This is a genomic window from Dermacoccus nishinomiyaensis, assembly GCF_900447535.1.
In the GTDB taxonomy this organism is placed as follows: Bacteria; Actinomycetota; Actinomycetes; order Actinomycetales; family Dermatophilaceae; genus Dermacoccus; species Dermacoccus nishinomiyaensis.
This window is the reverse complement of sequence record NZ_UFXX01000001.1, coordinates 2,040,942-2,059,770: the sequence shown is the minus strand read 5'-3', so window position 1 is coordinate 2,059,770 and position 18,829 is coordinate 2,040,942. Positions and strand designations below refer to the sequence as shown.

The 18,829-nt window shown below is 69.3% G+C and carries 17 protein-coding genes and 2 pseudogenes; 10 read left to right on the top strand and 9 right to left on the bottom strand.

Going from position 1 to position 18,829, the window contains the following annotated elements:
- Nucleotides 1-29 precede the first annotated feature (29 nt).
- Nucleotides 30-1,703: a formate--tetrahydrofolate ligase gene (locus DYE07_RS09595; protein ID WP_115296864.1), complete on the top strand. Its 1,674-nt coding sequence runs from the start codon at nucleotides 30-32 to the stop codon at nucleotides 1,701-1,703.
- A gap of 186 nt (nucleotides 1,704-1,889) precedes the next feature.
- Here the strand turns inward: DYE07_RS09595 and DYE07_RS09590 are convergent, their stop codons facing one another.
- Nucleotides 1,890-2,333 (bottom strand): MarR family winged helix-turn-helix transcriptional regulator, encoded by a 444-nt coding sequence (locus tag DYE07_RS09590; RefSeq protein ID WP_074046054.1) that lies wholly within the window; start codon nucleotides 2,331-2,333, stop codon nucleotides 1,890-1,892.
- Between the two features lie 85 nt (nucleotides 2,334-2,418).
- Here DYE07_RS09590 and DYE07_RS09585 point away from each other — a divergent pair, with 85 nt between their 5' ends.
- Nucleotides 2,419-2,988, top strand: a complete 570-nt coding sequence (locus DYE07_RS09585; protein WP_115296863.1) for a DoxX family protein — start codon at nucleotides 2,419-2,421, stop codon at nucleotides 2,986-2,988.
- A 222-nt stretch (nucleotides 2,989-3,210) separates the two neighbouring features.
- On the opposite strand, the gene DYE07_RS09580 is transcribed toward DYE07_RS09585, so the two are convergent.
- The 6 genes and pseudogenes from DYE07_RS09580 to DYE07_RS09560 form a co-directional block, all read right to left on the bottom strand.
- A complete protein-coding gene (locus DYE07_RS09580; RefSeq protein WP_062256842.1) occupies nucleotides 3,211-4,041 on the bottom strand; it encodes a crotonase/enoyl-CoA hydratase family protein in 831 nt (276 codons plus the stop codon).
- Nucleotides 4,042-4,268: 227 nt separating this feature from the next.
- Complete coding sequence (locus DYE07_RS09575; protein WP_255356521.1) at nucleotides 4,269-4,886, bottom strand: low temperature requirement protein A; 618 nt, start codon at nucleotides 4,884-4,886, stop codon at nucleotides 4,269-4,271.
- Nucleotides 4,887-4,898: 12 nt separating this feature from the next.
- Nucleotides 4,899-5,114 (bottom strand): annotated as a pseudogene (locus tag DYE07_RS15160) (low temperature requirement protein A); the annotation flags it as partial.
- A 177-nt stretch (nucleotides 5,115-5,291) separates the two neighbouring features.
- Complete coding sequence (locus DYE07_RS09570; protein WP_062256839.1) at nucleotides 5,292-5,774, bottom strand: cysteine dioxygenase; 483 nt, start codon at nucleotides 5,772-5,774, stop codon at nucleotides 5,292-5,294.
- A gap of 251 nt (nucleotides 5,775-6,025) precedes the next feature.
- Nucleotides 6,026-6,700: a nitroreductase family protein gene (locus DYE07_RS09565; protein WP_062256837.1), complete on the bottom strand. Its 675-nt coding sequence runs from the start codon at nucleotides 6,698-6,700 to the stop codon at nucleotides 6,026-6,028.
- 325 nt (nucleotides 6,701-7,025) lie between these two features.
- Nucleotides 7,026-7,286, bottom strand: a pseudogene (locus DYE07_RS09560) (DUF4352 domain-containing protein); the annotation flags it as partial.
- Between the two features lie 642 nt (nucleotides 7,287-7,928).
- On the opposite strand from DYE07_RS09560, the gene DYE07_RS09550 reads away from it, so the two are divergent.
- Genes DYE07_RS09550 through DYE07_RS09530 form a run of 5 tightly spaced genes read left to right on the top strand, consistent with a single transcriptional unit; the run spans nucleotide 7,929 to nucleotide 14,562 of the window.
- The gene (locus tag DYE07_RS09550) at nucleotides 7,929-10,136 is read left to right on the top strand and encodes a hypothetical protein (RefSeq protein WP_147286917.1); all 2,208 of its coding nucleotides are present in this window, start codon (nucleotides 7,929-7,931) and stop codon (nucleotides 10,134-10,136) included.
- A gap of 13 nt (nucleotides 10,137-10,149) precedes the next feature.
- On the top strand, nucleotides 10,150-11,700 hold the full coding sequence (gene pelF, locus DYE07_RS09545) for a GT4 family glycosyltransferase PelF (RefSeq protein ID WP_160126259.1): 1,551 nt from the start codon (nucleotides 10,150-10,152) through the stop codon (nucleotides 11,698-11,700).
- Nucleotides 11,697-13,019 (top strand): hypothetical protein, encoded by a 1,323-nt coding sequence (locus DYE07_RS09540; protein ID WP_131941815.1) that lies wholly within the window; start codon nucleotides 11,697-11,699, stop codon nucleotides 13,017-13,019. Before pelF ends, DYE07_RS09540 begins: the two co-directional genes overlap by 4 nt.
- Nucleotides 13,020-13,024: 5 nt before the next feature.
- The gene (locus tag DYE07_RS09535; protein ID WP_160126260.1) at nucleotides 13,025-13,717 is read left to right on the top strand and encodes a spherulation-specific family 4 protein; all 693 of its coding nucleotides are present in this window, start codon (nucleotides 13,025-13,027) and stop codon (nucleotides 13,715-13,717) included.
- Complete coding sequence (locus DYE07_RS09530; RefSeq protein ID WP_115296860.1) at nucleotides 13,714-14,562, top strand: endo alpha-1,4 polygalactosaminidase; 849 nt, start codon at nucleotides 13,714-13,716, stop codon at nucleotides 14,560-14,562. Before DYE07_RS09535 ends, DYE07_RS09530 begins: the two co-directional genes overlap by 4 nt.
- 188 nt (nucleotides 14,563-14,750) lie before the next feature.
- Here DYE07_RS09530 and DYE07_RS14780 read toward each other — a convergent pair whose 3' ends face one another.
- The gene (locus DYE07_RS14780) at nucleotides 14,751-14,909 is read right to left on the bottom strand and encodes a hypothetical protein (RefSeq protein WP_160126261.1); all 159 of its coding nucleotides are present in this window, start codon (nucleotides 14,907-14,909) and stop codon (nucleotides 14,751-14,753) included.
- Here DYE07_RS14780 and DYE07_RS09525 point away from each other — a divergent pair.
- Both DYE07_RS09525 and DYE07_RS09520 read left to right on the top strand, forming a co-directional pair.
- Nucleotides 14,904-15,566: a sensor histidine kinase gene (locus tag DYE07_RS09525; protein WP_074046062.1), complete on the top strand. Its 663-nt coding sequence runs from the start codon at nucleotides 14,904-14,906 to the stop codon at nucleotides 15,564-15,566. The two genes, DYE07_RS14780 and DYE07_RS09525, sit on opposite strands and share 6 nt — an antisense overlap.
- A 62-nt stretch (nucleotides 15,567-15,628) precedes the next feature.
- The gene (locus DYE07_RS09520) at nucleotides 15,629-16,330 is read left to right on the top strand and encodes a response regulator transcription factor (RefSeq protein WP_062256820.1); all 702 of its coding nucleotides are present in this window, start codon (nucleotides 15,629-15,631) and stop codon (nucleotides 16,328-16,330) included.
- Between the two features lie 234 nt (nucleotides 16,331-16,564).
- On the opposite strand, the gene DYE07_RS09515 is transcribed toward DYE07_RS09520, so the two are convergent.
- Nucleotides 16,565-17,512 carry an aldo/keto reductase gene (locus DYE07_RS09515; RefSeq protein ID WP_074046063.1) on the bottom strand — a complete coding sequence of 316 codons (948 nt, stop codon included), beginning with the start codon at nucleotides 17,510-17,512 and terminating at the stop codon, nucleotides 16,565-16,567.
- 270 nt (nucleotides 17,513-17,782) lie between these two features.
- Here DYE07_RS09515 and DYE07_RS09510 point away from each other — a divergent pair, with 270 nt between their 5' ends.
- Nucleotides 17,783-18,760 carry a hypothetical protein gene (locus DYE07_RS09510; protein WP_074046064.1) on the top strand — a complete coding sequence of 326 codons (978 nt, stop codon included), beginning with the start codon at nucleotides 17,783-17,785 and terminating at the stop codon, nucleotides 18,758-18,760.
- The last annotated feature ends 69 nt before the right edge of the window (nucleotides 18,761-18,829 follow it).

Below are 18,829 nucleotides of genomic sequence, written 5' to 3'. Positions count from 1 at the left end.
ACCTGCGCTTCACCAGACCCGAGGAAGACATGCCGACCGACGTCGAAATCGCCGCTGCCACACCGATGCTGCCGATCGAGGAGATCGCCGCGAAGATCGGCATCCCCGCGAACGAGATCTTCCGGTACGGCCCGCACAAGGCGAAGGTCTCGCTGCCATACGTGCAGGGCATGCAGCGTCGCGAGGGCAGCAAGCTCATCCTCGTCACCGCGACGAGCCCGACGCCCGCAGGTGAGGGCAAGACGACGACGACCGTCGGCCTCGTCGACGGCCTCGCCCACATCGGTGAGACGGCCGCGGCTGCGCTGCGCGAACCGTCGATGGGCCCTGTGTTCGGCATGAAGGGCGGCGCCGCCGGGGGCGGCAAGAGCCAGCTCAACCCGATGACGGACATCAACCTGCACTTCACCGGCGACTTCGCCTCCATCGCCGAGGCGCACAACCTGCTCGCGGCGCTGATCGACAACCACCTGCAGCAGGGCAACGAACTGGGCATCGACCCGCGCCGCATCACGTTCAAGCGCGTGCTCGACATGAACGACCGCGCACTGCGCGACATCGTCATCGGCCTCGGCGGCCCGACGAACGGCGTGCCACGCGAGTCGGGCTTCGACATCGTCGTCGCCTCCGAGGTCATGGCGATCTTCTGCCTCGCCACGTCGATCGACGACCTCAAGGAGCGCCTCGGCCGCATCGTCGTCGGCCACACCTACGACACGGAGCCCGTGACGGCCGCCGACCTCGGCGCCCACGGCGCGATGACGGCACTGCTCGCCGACGCGCTCGCGCCCAACCTCGTGCAGACGCTCGAGGGCAACCCGGCATTCGTCCACGGCGGCCCGTTCGCGAACATCGCGCACGGCTGCAACTCGGTGACGGCGACGAACACTGCTCTCGCGCATGCCGATTGGGTCGTGACGGAGGCCGGCTTCGGCGCCGACCTCGGCGCCGAGAAGTTCATCGACCTCAAGTGCCGCTTCACCGGCCTGCGCCCCGACGCCGCCGTCCTCGTCGCGACGATCCGCTCGATGAAGTACCACGGCGGCGTCGCCGTCACCGACCTGACGAGCGAGAACGTCGACGCGATGCGCTCCGGCATGAGCAACATCGAACGGCACCTGCACAACCTGCGCGAGGTGTGGGGCCTGCCCGTCGTCGTCGGCCTCAACCGCTTCCCCAGCGACACCGACGCCGAGATCGCCGCGTTCGTCGAAGGCATCGAGAAGCTCGGCGCGCGCGTCGAGGTGTGCACCCACTTCTCCGATGGCGGCGCCGGCGCGGCGGGCCTCGCGCGCGCCATCGTCGAGGCGACCGAGGGCGGCACGCCCGATCTCCACTTCACCTACGACGACGGTCTGACGCTCGTCGAGAAGGTCGAGAAGATCGCGACGACGATCTACGGTGCCGGCTCGATCGCCATTCCGCCGGCCGCGGCGAAGCAGATCTCGCAGTTCGAGGCCGAGGGCTACGGCCACCTGCCCGTCTGCATCGCCAAGACGCAGAAGTCGTTCACGACCGACGACGCGATGCGCGGCGCCCCGTCCGGCCACGTGCTCGAGGTGCGCGAAGTTCGCCTCGCCGCCGGCGCCGGCTTCGTCGTGTTCGTCTGCGGATCCCTCATGACGATGCCCGGCCTGCCCAAGAAGCCCGCCGCGCTGGCCATCGACGTCGACTCCGAAGGCCACATCACCGGCCTGTTCTGAATCGCCTGATCTGAACCGCCTGATCTGACCAGACGATTCCAGGCCTGCGCCCGGCCGGCCCGCGGCCGCCCCCGCCGTTCCGCGTCGCGTCGCGGCGCGGCGCCGCCCGCCCCTCTCGCGTGCACGTGCACCCGGGTGCACTTGCACGCAGGTGCATGTGGGCGCATGGGGATAGGCGACGCGTCGTCAGGGAACGAGTTTGCGCAGGATCCGCGCGAGGTCGACGCGATCAGCCGCGTCGAGACGGTCGACGAATACCTCGCGCACTCTCGCCACATGAGGGGGCGCGGCCTTCTCGATGGCTGCGCGCCCCTCACGCGTGATGACGACGCGCGCGCCACGCGCGTCCTCGGCCACGTCATGGCGCTCGACGAGACCACGCTTGGCCATGCGCGTCACCTGGTGAGAGACGCGGCTTCGTTCCCACTGCAACCCCGCGGCGAGTTCGGAGAGGCGACGTTGCCCGTCGGGTGCGTCGGTGAGATGAACGAGTACCTCGAAGTCAGGCTCGGAGAGGCCACTGGCCTTGAGGTCGCGCGCGATGACTACGTGCTGACGAGCATGAACACCCAGCCAGGCGCGCCACAACGCTTCCTCGTCGGAGCGCAGCCATCGACCGTCGTGATTCATACCACTCACCCTAGCGCCTGGTTGACACGTCACCTACCGAGCATGCCAAGCTTTAGGTGACACATCACCAACCTTGTGAGGACCGATGCGCACCACCGGCAACCTGTTCACCCCGCCCGCCCCGATCCGTGACGCCGGGCTCCTGCTGGCCCGCGCCCTGCTCGGAGCCGTCCTCATCGCCCACGGATGGCAGAAGCTGCACACGAACGACATCGACGCCACCACCGCGATGTTCGAGAAGATGAGCGTCCCGGCGCCGCACGCCTCCGCATGGTTCGCGGCCCTCACCGAACTCATCGGCGGCGGCATGCTCGTGCTCGGCGTGCTGACGCCGCTCGCCGGCCTCCTCGTCGCCCTCGACCTCGCCGGTGCCTGGTGGTTCGTGCACCGCAGCCACGGCGTCTTCGTCGACGAGAGCGGTTGGGAACTCGTCGCCGCCCTCGGCCTCGCCGCCTTCGTCTTCGCGATCGTCGGCCCCGGCCGCTGGAGCGTCGACGGCCTGCTCAACCGCCTGCGCAGCCGCGGAGCCACCAGCGACGAGAGCCGCACTCCCAACGCCCTCACGCACGAGGACACCGCCGCGCGCGGCGCTCACGTCGCCGGCGCAGCCACCGACGGTACGGCTGACGACACGCGCGCGACGGCGCCGGCCTGAGTCTGCTCCGAGCCGGCGGCCCCACCCGCCGTACCGAAGAGACGAGGCCCCCGACCTGCACGAGCAGGATCGGGGTCTGGCGCGTCAGAGCCCGGCGCTGACGACGATGGGAATACTCACGCAGCGACTCGGTGGCCGATCGTCGAGGAAGACCCGACCCCAGCGGGGACGAGGGCGCTCACAGGTCGGTCAGACATCACGCCACTCAAGGCAGGACGCGGCTCAGGGCAGAACGCGCGGGCTGTATTTCGCCGCGCGAGCTTCGGCCAGCTGCGCCTGCTTGGCGCCGGCCTTCGCGAACGCCGCCTTGCGCGCCTTCGCCGTGTTCTGCGCCATGAGCAGGACGAGCTGTTCGGCGCGCTCGCGCCGGAACGTCGTGCGTGCCGACGTGTTCCATGACCGGTTGAACAGACGCTTGGCGGCGGCCAGCTGGTCGGGAGACTTCTGCGTCAGCTCGTGCGCCAGATCCATCGCCGCGGCGAGCGGGTCGTCAGCCACCTCCGACGCGAGGCCCAGTTCGACCGCGCGTTCACCGGAGAGCATCTCGGCGGTCATCGTCAGCTTCTTCGCGACGTCGATGCCGACGAGTTCCTTGAGCGACTGCACGCCCGACATGTCGGGAATCAGCCCCCACTTGCCCTCGAGCACCGCCCACTGTGCATCACTTGTCGTGTAGCGGTAGTCGCCGGCGAGCGCGATCTGCAGCCCGCCGCCGTAGCAGTGCCCGTGCACCGCGACGATGACGGGCACCGGCACGCGCCGCCACGCCCAGCAGGCCTCCTGGAACGTGTTCGTGCCACGCCACGGACGCGGCAGGAAGACGGGCACGATCTTCGCTGGCTTCGCCATCACCTCACCGAAGTCGAGGCCCGCGCAGAACGACCGCCCCTCCCCCGAGATGACGACGGCGCGCACCCCCTTGTTGCGGCGCACGTGATGCGCAGCGGCGACGAGCTCGCCGAGCATCGGCAGCGTCAGGCCGTTCAACTTCTCCGGACGGTTCAGCTTCACGTGCGCGATGCCGCCCGTGATCGTCGTCTCCACATTCGCCATCCCGCCAGCCTAGTGACGCGACCCGCCCGCGTGGGGCGATTCGTCGACGACGGCACGCGACGTGGCGTGCGGGCACGGATCCGGCGCAGCCATTCCGAGCACCGGGCCCAGACGTCACGACACGTCGGCGCGACGGCGGTCGACCTCGTGCCCTCGACCCCGAGGCTCTCAAGGACGTGCGCCTCGTGCTGGGCACCGGAGAAGAGTTCGAACGCGATGACCATGATTCACGGCACGATCGTGCAGATCGCGAGGACGACAGCGAGCGAGACGCCGTGCGCGGCGAGGAACACCGCGAAGCCGAGCACGACGAGGGCGAGCGCCAGGATCGCGGTGTGCAGGCCCGCCCACAGCTGCGTCGTGAAGTAGTAGGCGAGAAACAGGCCGACGACGAAGACACCGACGGGCACCGCCAGCGCCGCCGCGGCGACGACGGGGTCGACGTGCATGCCCGAGACGTTCTCGAACGCCTGCGTCATGACGTGCAGACCACCACCGACGGCCGCGAGCACCGGCCAGATGAGGAAGTGTGGCTGTACCCGAACCCGAACGAGCGGCTGCGGCGTCGGTGCAGCACCGCACCGAAGTTGGGGATGAATTACGCCCACCAGAACCCGAACGCGGCGGCCGCTGATGGCGACGAGCACGGCGCCCGTCCAGTCGATGCCCTGGCCCTCGGTGTCCTTGATGCCCGGGAGCGTCAGGACGGTACCCGTGACGATCTCACCGATCGTGATGATCGTCAGCAGGCCGCGCCGTTCGACGATGTGATGCGCGTGCCATGGCGTCCCGGTGCCGCGTTCGGCGACGGCGGGCCCGGCGAGTTCGATGGGCGTCACGAGCATGCCGAGCGTGAAGATGACGACACCGATGATCTGCACCATCGTCAGCAGCCGATACAGCCAGTCGTCGGTGTCGTAGGCACTCGCGAACCATGAGTAGTCGATCCACGCCCAGATGAGGCCGAAGCTCGTGAAACACAACGATCCGACGCCCGCCGCGATGTGCCCGTGCGAGTGCGCGAGCTGCGACGCGCCCGTGGCGACGGCGAGCGTCAGGTCGAAGAGCAGCTCGAGCGTGCTCGCGACGCGTCCACCCTCGTGCGGTCGCGCCCGCTCATGGGGCGCAGACGCGAACGCAGACTGTCGGGACCGACACGACTGGGCGCGGCTTCACTCATGCGCATCATGTGACGGCAGTGCGACGCCGCCCCGCGCCATGCCCACTTCGACTCCTGGCGCGTCCGCGGCTCAGGCGGCGATCTCGACGAGCGAGCCGTCCACCACCTCGTACGTGCGGGCCCCGACGAGCGACGGCGCGTAGGCGTGAACGCTCAGCGCCGGGGCATCGCCGACGGGGGCCGTGCGGTGCACGAGATCACCGGCGAACGTGCGGCTCTCCCCCGCCTCGACGATCGCGCTGACGGTGGTGCCGCGCACCCAGCGCTTCTCGCGCAAAGCTCCCTTGACGACGACGAACGCGCCCGTCGCGCGCCCGTGGTCGTGCCATTCGCTCGTCGACCCGGCCGGCCAGCTGATCGCCCACATCTGCAGGTGCGGCGTGCTCGCGAGCTCGACGCGGCGTCGCTCACCGCCGTCGGGCAGGTCGTCGAGGTGCGCGGCGAGCGACTCGTCCGAGGCGAACAGGCGCGCGACGCGCATGAGTTGCTCGTCGGTGAAGCTCGTGATGCCGGGGGCATCGGCTGCGGTGTCGGGTTGCGGGTGGCGGTTCATGCTGAGGCTCCGAGAGCTGGGGGTTGGCGTGAAGGGCGCCTGATGGGGCGCGATGGTGGCCTGATGAAGAGCGGGTAGGGCACGCCGACGGTGCGTCGTGGCCCTCCCCGACCTGACGACTTGTCCCCCCACCGTCTCACGTCGAACGTCGACGGTGGGGGCAGCGCGCCGACGAAGTCGCGTCGACTGCGCGTGTTCGCGGCGAGCGAACCCGAGCAGCACGAGCCAGCGCGTCGCGTCGGGGTCGTCGATCAGTCGAGTTCGAACGCGACGTCCGTCAGCGAGCGGCGGCGACGCGGCTTGTTCTCGCGCTCGATGTTGGCGGTGAGGTCGTATTCCTCGACGCGGCCGGCGAGCGTCGTGACGGCGGCGTGCTCACCGTCGCGTTCGGCGTCGGGCCAGGCGCGGCCGACGGCGATGCCCGCCATCGGCGCCCATGCCTCACCGAACGCGGCTCGCGTAGCGATGGCGTCGTGGTCGAACCCGGCGAACTGGTGGACGGCGAGGCCCATCGCGTGCGCCTGCAGCGTCAGGTACGCCGTCGCCTGGCCCGTGTCGTGTGCGGCGGTGGCACCGAAGACGAACTCCTTCGACGTCTCCGGCAGCTTCGCAACCTGCACGAACGAGACGGCGAGCATCGACGCAGCCGGCGCCCAGCGTCGATTGCCGCGCGCGAGCGTCTCGACGATGGCGGTGAACGTCGGGTCCCACTCGTCGCCCTGACGGCGACCGACGAGGTAACGGTAGGGCTGCGAGTTGCCGGCGCTCGGCGCCCAGCGGGCCGCGTCGAACAGCGTCGCGAGGTCGGTGTCGGAGAGGTCGTACGTCGGATCGAACACGGCCGGGCTGCTGCGGCGGGCGACGACGTCGAGCACGGCGTCGGCCGGGGCCTCGCTCGTCGAGGGGAGAGCATCGTGAAGAGTCATGCCACCACCCAAGCACGTCGCGCTGACAAGCACGGAATCCCGGCGCTGTGGGGAGGCTGAGAGTGCTGCGGAACGGAAGCGCCCGCCACCGCGGATGCGATGACGGGCGTCTCCCTCTTCCCCAAGAGTCCTGCCGCCGATGCGTGCCGGTTCAGGCGTGCAGGGAGCGGGCGCGGCGCCGGTGGGTAGAACACCGGGCGCCGCCGAACGTCGACGCGGGAGGGGTCGCGCGGCGTTCAGGTCGATGGGACGAGGGGGTCCGAGAGCTCTGCGCGGGGCGTGATGTGGGGATCACGCTGCGGCACACGGCTTCAGGGGTGAGCCTTCAGAGGGAGGCTTCGACGCCGTTGGAGAACATCGAGTCGTGCAGGCGCACCTTCGTCAACTTCGTGCCCTTCGGCGCGTCGAAGACGAGGATGCCCTTGAGCGTGTTGCCGGGGTTGATCTCGGTGTAGAGGGTGTCGTTGCCCTCGATGTAGATGGTGCCGTCCGAGGTCGCCTCGTAGCCGACCCCGTTCGCGTCGTAGGCCTTCTGACCATCGGCCATCATCGTCTCGGCCTCGGTACCGACGTTCTTCACGGTGACGTGGACGGCTGCCCTGAGCCTTCTTGTTCACGTACTGGCTCCCGATGCTGGGGACGTCGCGCTCGACCTTGGTGATCGTGAATTGGGTTCGAGCGTCTCCACATTGGCTCGCTGACGTTCATCACTCCGGCGAGGTTTGACCGTGTTCACCACATCGATGGAGTTCAATCGCCTTCACCACGCGCTCGACCTTCAACCGCATTTCATCCGGACGATTCTTGGAGCTACGACGAGCCGCTCGATCGAACGACCTCTCGCCTGATCATTCACGGGCCGTCACGTAGATCCCTCATGCGCCGCCATCGGTGGCGAATTGGCACATCGAGACCGTCGGCAGATTCCTTGACCCAGGACGAACGTGATTGAAATCTCAATCACAGCCTACCGCTCGACCGCGCGGCGATTCACACGTACGTCCAACTTGGCGCCACAATTGGGCAAACGCCTCGCCGAACGCGCGGACACACCCACCAGCGTCTCGGCGGTGGAGCCCCCACCCGTCTCTGCACAGCCACTTCACCCGATGGGCGAGATCTCAGTCTGATATTTCACATATCATAGGCGCGGGTCTCACCCTCGGTCCGGCCTCAGCCCGACACGATCGCAGCCGTATCTCGGCCAGCCGCAAGGAAGCAGAAGTACATGAACGCTCGCCCGGTTCGCGCACCCCTGCGCGCCACCACGATCACGACGACGGCCGCCATGGCCCTTTTCGCCACGGGAGTCGCCGCCCTGGCCACGCCCGCTGCCGCAGCCACCCGCCCCGTGGAGATCCAGGCCACCGTCCTGGTCCTCGACGACGGACAGCCCATGGTGGGCGCCATCGTCGACCGCCTCAGCAAGGAGGGAGTCGCCTACCAGAAGATCGACCTCACCTCCGCGTCCCGCCCGCAGCTGACGCCGTCCTTTTTCGCGAGTCAGGGGTTGCTCACGACCCGGGCGAAGTTCATGGGTGTCGTGACGCCCAGCGCCGAACCGGCGAGCCTCACCGCCGCCGAGCGGGCCACCCTGGCGCGATACGAGAGCACCTTCAAGGTGCGCGAGTTCAGCGCGTACAACTGGCCCAGCGCGGGCATCGGCCTGGAGAACCAGTACAGCGGCGCCGTCGACGGCATGGCCGCCGACCTGTCCGGCGCAGCGAAGACCAACGGCTTCGAGTACCTCAAGGGATCGGTCACGTTCGACGACCTCTCCCCCGGTGTTTCCGAGAGCTACGGATACATCGCGAAGAAGGCCGCCACGAGCAACGGCGCCACCTATACGCCGTATCTCACGCTCCCCGTGCCCGGAACGGGCAACAGCGGCTCCCTCCTCGGCGTCTACGCCAAGGACGGGCGTGAGCAGCTCATCAGCACCGTCGCGTCCAACGCGTCGCAGCAGCACTGGAAGGTGCTCTCGCACGGCATCGTCTCGTGGTTGACCCGAGGCATCTCGACGTCCTACTCGCGCAACTTCTTTGCGGTCCAGGTCGACGACGTCCTGCTGCCCGACGCCGAGTGGAACGCCGAGGGCAACTGCACCGTCGGCGACGACTGCAACCCCGCCACCTACCCGGAGACGGCGCCCGGCGCCACCTCGCGCATGACGGCCCAGGACGTCGACCAGCTCGCCGCCTGGCAGCGCACCAACGGCGTCAAGCTCGACGTCGCCTTCAACGGCGCGGGTGCGGCCGACCAGAAGGCCGAGACCGGCTCCGACGCCCTCGAGGCGTCGTTGCTGGCCAACAAGAACGAGTTCCGCTGGATCAACCACACGTGGTCGCACCCCTACCTCGGCTGTGTTCACGACGACTCGACGACGCCGTGGCAGTGCGCGAAGACGTCGACGGGTGGCATCAACTGGGCCTCGCAGGCCACGATCGCCTCCGAGATCAGCAAGAACGTCGCGTACGCCAAGACGAACACGCTGCCCAACTTCGACGCCGCGAGCCTCGTCACCGGCGAGCACTCGGGTTTGAAGTCGCTGCCGCAGATGCCGGCCGACAACCCCTACCTCGCGTCGGCCCTGACGCAGCAGCGCATCAAGTGGATCGCCTCGGACGCCTCGCGCGAGAGCGAACCGCGCGTCCTCGGCTCCGCGACGACCGTGCCGCGCCACCCGATGAACATCTACTACAACACCTCGACGAAGGCTAACGCCGTCGACGAGTACAACTGGCTCTACACGAGCCGCGCCGACGGCGGATCCGGGCTGTGCGAGGACAACCCGGCCACGAGCACGTGCATCACGCCGCTGACGCAGGACGGGTTCGACTCCTACATCGTGCCCAAGGAGAAGCAGATCGCCCTGGGGCACGTGCTCGACAACGACGCCCGCCCGCACTACGCCCACCAGAGCAACCTGACGGGCGACCGCATCCTCTACCCGGTCGTCGAGGGCATTCTCGGCTCCTACCGCGGCGTCTACGCCGACAACGCTCCCATCGTCAACGTCACGACGGCCGAAGCGGGCACGCAGCTCGTGCGTCAGCAGACGTGGCGGGCCAGGAGCTCGCAGGTGCAGGCGACGATCTCCGGCACCAAGCTGCAGCTGTTCAACAACTCCTTCTCCGCGATCGACGTGCCCGTGACGGCACCGTCCGGCACCCGCTCGGGCCTTTCGACGTTCGGGCAGAGCTACGGCGGGCAGTCGTCCGACTGGGTGCGCCTGCGCGGCCTCGGCCTCAAGACGTTCACCCTGCCCACCGCGACCGGTTTCGCCACGAGCGCCTCGTGGGACACCTCCGCCGCCGCGACGCCCGCCACCCCGAGCGCGCCTGCCCTCACACCGGGCACGGCGAAGGACGGCACGTCGACGCGAGTGATCGCCCAGCCGGTCGCGGACAGCGACCTGATCGCGGCCGCCGGCTGAGACCCGCATGCACGTGGCGTTGCTGAACGAGGGGACGTACCCGGTCGTGCACGGCGGGGTCAGCACCTGGTGCGACCAGTTGGTGAAGAACCTACCCGAACACGAGTTCTCCATCGTGACGCTCACCGGCACGCAGCACGAGAGCGTGTGGTCGCTGCCCTCCAACGTCCGCTCGTTCCAGGCCAAACCCATGTGGGGTGAGGTGAGGCGTCGGTGGTCGTTCGAGGCGCTGCGAGCCTGGGGTGAGTCGTCGGAGATCGACTCCGCCTACCGCCAGTTGTGGTCGGCCGTGTTGCCACCTGCAGGTCGCTCGGTCGACCTGCAGGCGGCGACGGCAGGGCTGCGCGTCCTCGCTGCCGAGTACGCCCAACCCCTCATGGCGCACTTCACGGGCGGCCTGGGGACGAAGGCGCTCATGGGCGCCTGGGCGTCGCACGTGAAGGGCACGGGCCTACCACCGCTGTCGGGGTCGCAGGCGGCGGACGTCTCGCGGCACGTCGACCGTTTTCTCGCGGTGCTCAACGTGTCATGGCCGAGCGTCGACCTCATCCACGCCACGACGAACGGTCCGGCAGGGCTCATGGCACTCGGCCGGCACTGGCGGGACGGCACACCCATCGTCCTGACCGAGCACGGCGTGCACCTGCGCGAGCGCTACCTCGCGCTGCGCGCCGCGAACTTCCCCTGGACCGTGCGCTACGCCCTTATGGCGATGACGCGCGCCGTCTGCCAGACCGTCTACAACCACTGCGAACTCATGACGCCCGTGAGCGAGTTCAACGCAGGATGGGAGCGCGAGCTCGGAGCGAAGGCGCAGCGCGTCATCACCGTGCCCAACGCCGTCGACGCCACGGCCTTCCCACCCGTCGAGGGCGAGCCGGACGTGCCGACCGTCAGCTTCGTGGGTCGCATCGACCCGCTGAAGGACCTGGCAACCCTCATCGAGGCGTTCGCGATCGTGCGCGACTCGGTGCCGGATGCCCGCCTGCGGCTCTTCGGCCCGACGCCAGCCGGCAACGAGGCCTACCGGGCGGAACTCGACGCGCTCGTCGTCGCATGCGGCCTCGAGGCGAGCGTGACGTTCGAGGGCGCGGTGCCCTCGGCCCGACCCGCGATCGAAGCGGGCCACGTGGTCGCCCTGTCCAGCATCTCCGAGGGGCTGCCCTACACCGTCATCGAGTCGATGATGTGCGGCCGCGCGACCGTGAACACCGACGTCGGAGGAGTCAACGAGTGCGTCGGGCGCGACGAGACGTGCGGGCTGCTCGTACCGCCACGCGACGCCCAGGCCCTGGGTGAGGCGCTCGTGCGCCTGCTCGTCGACGATGCGGAACGGCAAGCCATGGGACGCCGTGCGCGCGAGCGCGCCCTGTCGACGTTCGACCTCGCGAAGTTCACCGCACGCTACCGGTGCATCTACCAGCGCAGCGCCGCCACGGTGCCCGAGGCAGACCTCGACGACGTCCGCCGCGCCCTCGAGGCAGCCGACTCGAGCGCCACACGTGAGGACGCCGCCGCGACCCACGCCGCACCCACCACCACGGAGGCCGAGTCGTGTCGATGACGCTCAAGGAAGCGACCGGGACGAGGGCGACGGGCGACGACGAGACGCACCCCGAGCTCGCCGCCTCGGTCGACAACACCGTCGACCTCTTCGACGCCGCCGCTCACCTCGAATCGATGGGGTTCGGGGGCCGCAGCTCGGTGCGCCACGGCTATGCGAACACCTTCGCGCACGCTGACGCGCTCGTGCGCACGCGCCTGGCCGGCGCCGTCGTCCTCACGGGCCGCGAGCGCACGGACGAGGTGCGCACGTGGAGGCGGGCCTGGAGCCAGGCGCTCGCCCGATCCCTCACGATGCTGTGCGGCGTCCTCATCTGCATCGCGACTGTCACGTCGTACAACACGAACGCCGTCTTCACGGCGGGCGCCGTCGGCTGGCTCGCGGGGCAGCTCGTCAGCGCGACGATGTGGCAGGGGCTGTCCTCTGCGAGTCGCCTCAAGGCGAAGGTGAACGGCGCCTGCGTCGGCTCCGTCTCCCTCCTGCTCTCCGCGGGCGCCTGCCTCGTCGTGGATTCGTGGGTGCCGCTGCTGTGGGCCCTGTGGAGTTGTGCGATCTCGGCTCTCGTCGTCATCGGTTCGCCCGTGCAGCTTCTCGTCGCCGTCCTGCCCTGCGCCGCGCTGACGGGGGTACTGCTCGTCGTCGAACCGGGCGCGGCAACGGTCGTCAGCCGCGTCATCGTGGTCGGGTTCGCCGCGGTGACGGGGTACATCGTCACGAGCGCAGCCCGGGAGCAACAGCAGCGCGCGCGAAGTCTGGCGCGCGAGGTGCTCCATCCCGTCCTGGCGTGGAGCACCCTTCAGACGCTCGCGCTCATCACCCAGTTGATGGTGCTCGTCGCCCACGTCGGCAACGCGTTCACGCTGCCCATGGCGATCGCTGGTCTCGCGGCCTCCGCGGCCTGCGAACCGGTGCTCGACAGTGCCCTGCTCGGCGCGAAGCGCCTCGCGTTCCTCACGGACAGCTGGCGTCAGTTGCGGTGGATGACGGCCGGGCTCGGCATTCTCGCCGTCGGCCTCGTCTGCGGCGTAGGGCTCATCGCCGCGTTCTGCATGCTCGCTGCCGCGGGCGGTGACCGCAACGACGCCCACGTCTTCCTGCCCGCCGTGCTCATCACCGCCCTCGCCACGACCGGCTCCGGCGTTCAACTGCGCACCGGCAACGCCCTCGGCGCTGCCGCAGTGGCGGTGGGCAGCCTCGGCCTCGTCCTCGTCTGCCTGCCCGCCGGCGACGCCGTCGGCCTCCTCCTGGCCTCGCTCGTCCTCTTCGTCACCGTCAGCGCCGTCACGGCCCGACGCACCTCCCACTCCGCGAATTGGTGACCCCCGTGTTCCACGTCCTTCAACCCACCCCGGCCGTGCCCTGGTACATCCACCCCGCGCAGGCTCCGCTCGCCTGGCAGCGCCTCGCCGAGGGCGCGTTCGGTTTCGGCTTCGTCGTCGTCAACATCGAGAACGGGCCCGGCCGCGGACCACAGGATCCCTACTACCGCGAACCGCTCGCGCGCGGGCTCGCCACGACGACGGTCGGGTACGTCAACGTCGGCTACGGCCAGCGCCCCTGGGGTGACGTGCTCGAGCAGGTCGAACAGTGGCAGCGGTGGTACGGCATCCACGACGTCATGCTCGACTGCGTCCCGTCGCAGGATCGTCAGGGCGCCTGGTCGGTCGAGTGGATCGACGCGCTGCGGCGTGCCGGGGTCGAGCACGTCATCGCCAACCCCGGCGTCGTGCCAACGCGACGCCTCGTCGAGACGGCCGACGTCACCTGTGTGGCCGAGGCTGCCTGGCAGGACTACGCCCACCTGCAGATGCCCGAGTGGTTGCAGGCGGTCAGCCCGCACAAGCAGTGGCACCTCGTGCACGGCGTGCCACCCGAGCACCTCGCCTCCGTGCCGGCCCTGGCCGCGAGCCGCGGGGCGCACTTCAGCTGGGCCACCGACCGTGGCCTGCCCAACCCGTGGGACGTGCTGCCCGCGCCGTACGCCGACTGTCACCCTGAACTCGTGAAGGCACGATGAAGACCTCGCTCCCCGCAGCGGGCGCGCTCGTGCTCGCGCTCACGACGAGTGCGTGCGCGGCCACGGACGACCAGGCCCTCCCGCCGTCCGCGAGTGCCGCCGGAACGGCCCCGAGCGCCGCAACGTCGAACGGCAAGCCGGGCGCCACGTGGTGGAAGCCCGCGCGTGGGCAGAGCTGGCAGATCCAGTACAGCGGCGCGCTCGACACCTCCGTCAAGGCATCGGTCTACAACCTCGACTGGGAGGGGACGAGCACGAAGACCGTCACCGCTCTGCACCGGCGCAACATCAAGGTGATCTGCTACATCAACGCCGGCGGGTACGAGCAGTGGCGTCCGGACGCGAAGAAGTTCCCCGCGTCGACGCTCGGCAAGCCGCTCGATGACTGGCCGGGCGAGCGCTGGCTCGACGTGCGCCAGCGCGCCAAGCTGGCGCCGATCATGGCCAAGCGCATGGACGTGTGCAAGGCGAAGGGCTTCGACGCCGTCGACCCTGACAACATGGACGGTTACGCCGCGACGAGCGGGTTCCCCATCAAGCAGTCCGACGCCGTCGCCTACCAACGTCAGCTCATCGCCGACGCGCACAAGCGGGGCCTGGCGATCGGCCTGAAGAACAGCCTGGAAATCCTCCCGCAGTTGCAGACGAGCATCGACTTCGCCGTCAACGAAGAATGTGTCGCCTACGACGAGTGCGACCGCTACGCGCCGATGCTCGCGGCGAACAAGCCTGTCTTCAACGTCGAGTACTCCGGCACGACGGCGAGCGTGTGCTCGCGCGTGCCCAAGGGCATGAGCACGATCATCAAGCCCCTCGAGCTGACGGCCAAGCGCACCGCCTGCTGACGTACGCTCGGGGCTGCCTCGGACGTGCGGGCCTGAGCGCACGCGTTATGCGTGCGGGCTGGAGCGCTCACGGCCTGCTGCCGTCGTTAGCGTGAGGATGCGGGCGGTCGGTCGACTCGGCGCACGCCCGGCTGATGCGGCCGGGTCCCCACACCGAATGGGGTGAAACCCGGCCGCGTTCTCGCGTCTCAGGCGCCCACGTAGGCCTTGAGGTGCTCGCCGGTGTGCGTCGTCGCATCGGCGACGAGGTCGGCTGGGGTGCCCTCGAAGACGACGCGCCCACCGTCGTGTCCCGCGCCGGAGCCGAGGTCGATGATCCAGTCCGCGTGGGCCAGACCCGAATGCACGACCTCGACCGGCAGATGGCCGAGAAGGAGGAGCGCGAGGCGCTCGCTCGCGAGGTGCACGACGTCCTGGGCCACCGGTTGAGCCTGCTGTCGATGCAGGCCAACGCGCTCGAGATCGAGGCGCAGGAGGCCGGCGCACCCGACGTCGAGAAGCGCGCCCGGCAACTCCAGGAGGGCGCGGCAGGGTCGATGGACGACCTGCGCTCGCTGCCCGCGATGCTGCGCACCGGCCAGTCGGCGCCCGATGAGCACCACGCTCTCGCCGATATCGCCGAGCTGGTGCGAGAGTGCATCGACGCGGGCACGCCCGTCAGCTCGAACGTGTTCGTCGATCAGTCGCACCCCCTGGACCCCGTCATCTCGCGCAGCGCGTACCGCATCACCACCGAACTGCTGACGAACGCGCGCAAGCACGCGCCGGGCTCTCTCGTGCAGCTCGACATCCGCGGTGACGCGCGCGGTGGCATCACGATCTCGACGGCCAACCCGCTGCCCGATGTCGCGAGCGCTGCCCGATCGGATGGTTCGGGAACCGGCCTGACGGGCGTGGCGCGGCGCGCTCAGGACGTCGGAGGATCGTTCTGGACAGGCCCGTCACCCGACGGTCGCCGCTTCACCGCGAGCGCCACGCTGCCGTGGACGATGCCGCGTGTCTGACGACGGCTCGATCCACGGCACCACACGTGTCGAATGCGACGAGAGTACGAAAGCAGTTGAGCATGAACGACATTGACCGTCCCGACGGCGCATCCCTTCCGGCCCATGCCGGCGCTGAGCGCGCGATCCGCGTCATGGCCGTCGACGACGACCCGATGGTGCTCGACCTCATCCGCGTCATGCTCAAGGCCGCGCCCGGTATCGAACTCGTCGCGACGGCGAGCGACGGCGACGAGGTGATCGGGGTCGTCACAGCACATCACCCGGATGTCGTCCTCATGGACGTGCGCATGGAGCGCATCAACGGCATCGACGCGACGCGCGCACTGACGAAGCGGCCGAACGCACCGCGCGTCATCATTCTCACGACGTTCGACGAGCAGGAGTACGTGCCGCAGGCAATGGACGCCGGTGCCGTCGGGTTCATCCTCAAGGCGTCAGCGCGCGAGGCGCTGTACGGCGCGATCCGCGACGCACACGAGGGGCGCAGCCCCATGTCGCCCGCGAGCGCCGCGCATCTGCGCACCGGATACCTCGACGCCGGGGGCGCCGCGCGCATGGACGCTCGCGCGAAGCTCGCACGGTTGAGTGACCGTGAGCGCGAGATCGTCGAGATGGTGGCGCAGGAGATGTCGAACCCCGCCATCGCCGCCGCATTGTTCTTGAGCGAGAGCACGGTGAAACAACACCTGACGTCGGCCGCCACCAAACTCGGCGTGACAGGCCGCGTCGGCATCGCGATGGTCTTGGCCCGGGCGGAGTAGCGTCGAGGATGCGGTTCCTCACAGACGGCAGCCACGACCCGAACGGAGGCGCACCCGTGGCGCGGTGCCCGTCCGGCGCGCTCGAGGTGCACGAACACGACGCGATTTCCTGACGGTTTCCTCGGACGCGACGACTCACCGCCTCATCTCTTCATCTCGCGGGCTGACGCACATGAGGAAGCCTGACGCGCTTACCACCCGCACTCGCGCCACCCAGCGCACGAGGGGGGATCGTCAGCGAGCCGAGTCGAGGCGCGCCATGTGAGCGTCGCTGAGCTGCGGAGCAGCCAGTGCGGCGTCGAGCTGCGCGAGCGAACTTGCCCCGACGATTGGGCGCATCGACGGGCTGCCCTGCACGAGCCAGGACAGCACGACCTGCCCGGGCTGCGCGCCCAGTTCGTCAGCCACCGACCGCAGCGCCGAGAGGCGACGCGTCGTCCCCGGGTGGTCGTAGACCTCGGGCAGCGGCCGGTCGTCACGGTCGTACGCACCCTGGATCAGGGGGCTGTAGGCCCAGCACTCGAGGTCGTCATGCGTCTCGAGATAGTCGATCGTCTCGTCGCTGACGAACCCGAAACGGTGATCCTTGCCCGGCACCTGCGTGTCGGGGCGCGGGCGGACGTATGACGTCGTCAGCTGCAGCGCCGTGAACGGCTCAACGCCCTGCTCGGCGGCCAGCATGCGTGCCTGCTCGACGCGCCACGTCGGGTGGTTGCTCACACCGAGCCGGCTCACCTTCCCTCGCGCAACAAGGGAACCCAGCGCCGCGACGACGTCGGGCATCGGCGTCGAACGATCCTCACCGTGCGCCCAGTAGACATCGACGACGTCGATGCCGAGACGTTCTCGGCTTCGCTCGAACTGGGTGGCGATGACGTCAGGCGCGAGGCCCTCCCACTCGGTGAAGTCGCCGGCCCGCGCCGGTTCCTGACCCACCTTCGTCGCAATCGTCAAACCTTCGCGGATGCCGGCGTTGGCGCGCAGCCACGCCCCGATCGTCTGCTCGCTCTGGCCGCCCGCACCCGTCGGATTCGCCCAGAACGCATAGCAGTTGGCCGTGTCGAGCGTGCGCCCACCGGCGTCGACGTAGCGATCCATGAGGGCGAATGACGTCGCCCCGTCCGTCTTCGTGCCGAAATGCATCGTGCCGAGGACGAGATGCGGGGCGATCCAAGAAGTCATGCGCCCATCCAACACGCAGCCGGCCACGCACCTCAACGTGGAGGGGCGGCCTCGAGACCCCCTGATCCCGCCGGTCCACAGGAAACCCCTCGCCGCACACGTCGGGCCAAGAAGTGCCTCGTGCGATCTCGTAGCCCGGCGGCGGCGCGCGAAACACACGAGATAGAGCACTGCCGTGCGGTGCGCCGGCACGCCATCACCACCGGCCTCGACGGAACCACCACACCCCGCGCGCACGTCACACCAGCACACCATCGAGGGAAGCAAGACATGCGCCGGTCCATCATCATCACCATCGCCGTCGCGGTGCTGGGCATCATCGGCGCCGTGTCGGCGTTCGCGCTGTCGTCCCGAATCGGTGCCCCAGGCGGGCACGGCGGATCGGAGCCGGCACAGCCGGACCCGGCGATCGCGCGCGACATCGAGAACGCCGTGCGCCACCAGCCTGGTGTGGCGAATTCGCGCGTCGTCATGAAGGTGAACTGCATCGACGGCTGCCAGGGCCGTGACCATGAGTTCACCGTCGACGTCACACTGACGGACGACGCCAGCGCACGCCACGTGCTCGACATCAACCGCACGATCAACGAGCTCTACCCGCGCACGGCTCCGCCGGAGTGGGCACGTTCTCCCGGGCGAATCCGCTTCAGCCTGCACTCGCCGCAGGATGGTGGTCCCATCGTGCCGACCACCAACGGCAGCCACGGCACGGCTTCGTCACCGACCAGGGCCAGCGCGTTGACGAGCACGCAGGTCGACGCGTTCTTGGCGGCTGCCCGCGTCAACCCGTCGTCGTCGGCGTCATGGTCGTCGTCAGGCAGGGACGACGCGCCGTCGTTCGTCGTTCGCTCCACCATCAAGACCAGCGATTGCGCGACGCTCGACGCGACGGCCGCGAACACCGTCACCGCGCTGTCGGCGATACGCCGCAAGGGCACGCCAGCGGAGTTTCACTTCCGGTGCGAGCACGCCGCGGGTGAGGTGCCGATCGGCGCGACGACGCACACGACCGGATGGTCGACGATGACCGACACCCTGTCGCGGCTCATGACCCCGCCGGCGGGCAGCAGGTCGTACCGACGTGACAGCGTCTACCTGAAGCACAAGCACGGTAGCGCCGTCCTCACGGTGACGGGCCACCCGACGAATGCGACGTCCGAGGTGAAGAACGACGCGACGACGGTCGTGGCGCAGCTGCGCGCACTCGAGGTGCCGACGTCCACGCTGGACCTGCGGCCCGCACCGTGACCGGCGGCGCTCGACGGCGAACGCGTGACGCGTCATGAACACGCGAACGCCCGGCACCCCTCGTCGGGG

Bases quoted from the DNA above. Each gene is read 5' to 3' on its own strand.
- DYE07_RS09595 (WP_115296864.1), top strand. From the start codon at position 30: ATGCCGACCGACGTCGAAATCGCCGCTGCCACACCGATGCTGCCGATC.
- DYE07_RS09590 (WP_074046054.1), bottom strand. From the start codon at position 2,333: ATGAATCACGACGGTCGATGGCTGCGCTCCGACGAGGAAGCGTTGTGG.
- DYE07_RS09585 (WP_115296863.1), top strand. From the start codon at position 2,419: ATGCGCACCACCGGCAACCTGTTCACCCCGCCCGCCCCGATCCGTGAC.
- DYE07_RS09580 (WP_062256842.1), bottom strand. From the start codon at position 4,041: ATGGCGAATGTGGAGACGACGATCACGGGCGGCATCGCGCACGTGAAG.
- DYE07_RS09575 (WP_255356521.1), bottom strand. From the start codon at position 4,886: ATGCTCGTGACGCCCATCGAACTCGCCGGGCCCGCCGTCGCCGAACGC.
- DYE07_RS09570 (WP_062256839.1), bottom strand. From the start codon at position 5,774: ATGAACCGCCACCCGCAACCCGACACCGCAGCCGATGCCCCCGGCATC.
- DYE07_RS09565 (WP_062256837.1), bottom strand. From the start codon at position 6,700: ATGACTCTTCACGATGCTCTCCCCTCGACGAGCGAGGCCCCGGCCGAC.
- DYE07_RS09550 (WP_147286917.1), top strand. From the start codon at position 7,929: ATGAACGCTCGCCCGGTTCGCGCACCCCTGCGCGCCACCACGATCACG.
- DYE07_RS09540 (WP_131941815.1), top strand. From the start codon at position 11,697: ATGACGCTCAAGGAAGCGACCGGGACGAGGGCGACGGGCGACGACGAG.
- DYE07_RS09530 (WP_115296860.1), top strand. From the start codon at position 13,714: ATGAAGACCTCGCTCCCCGCAGCGGGCGCGCTCGTGCTCGCGCTCACG.
- DYE07_RS09525 (WP_074046062.1), top strand. From the start codon at position 14,904: ATGCACGACCTCGACCGGCAGATGGCCGAGAAGGAGGAGCGCGAGGCG.
- DYE07_RS09520 (WP_062256820.1), top strand. From the start codon at position 15,629: ATGAACGACATTGACCGTCCCGACGGCGCATCCCTTCCGGCCCATGCC.
- DYE07_RS09515 (WP_074046063.1), bottom strand. From the start codon at position 17,512: ATGACTTCTTGGATCGCCCCGCATCTCGTCCTCGGCACGATGCATTTC.
- DYE07_RS09510 (WP_074046064.1), top strand. From the start codon at position 17,783: ATGCGCCGGTCCATCATCATCACCATCGCCGTCGCGGTGCTGGGCATC.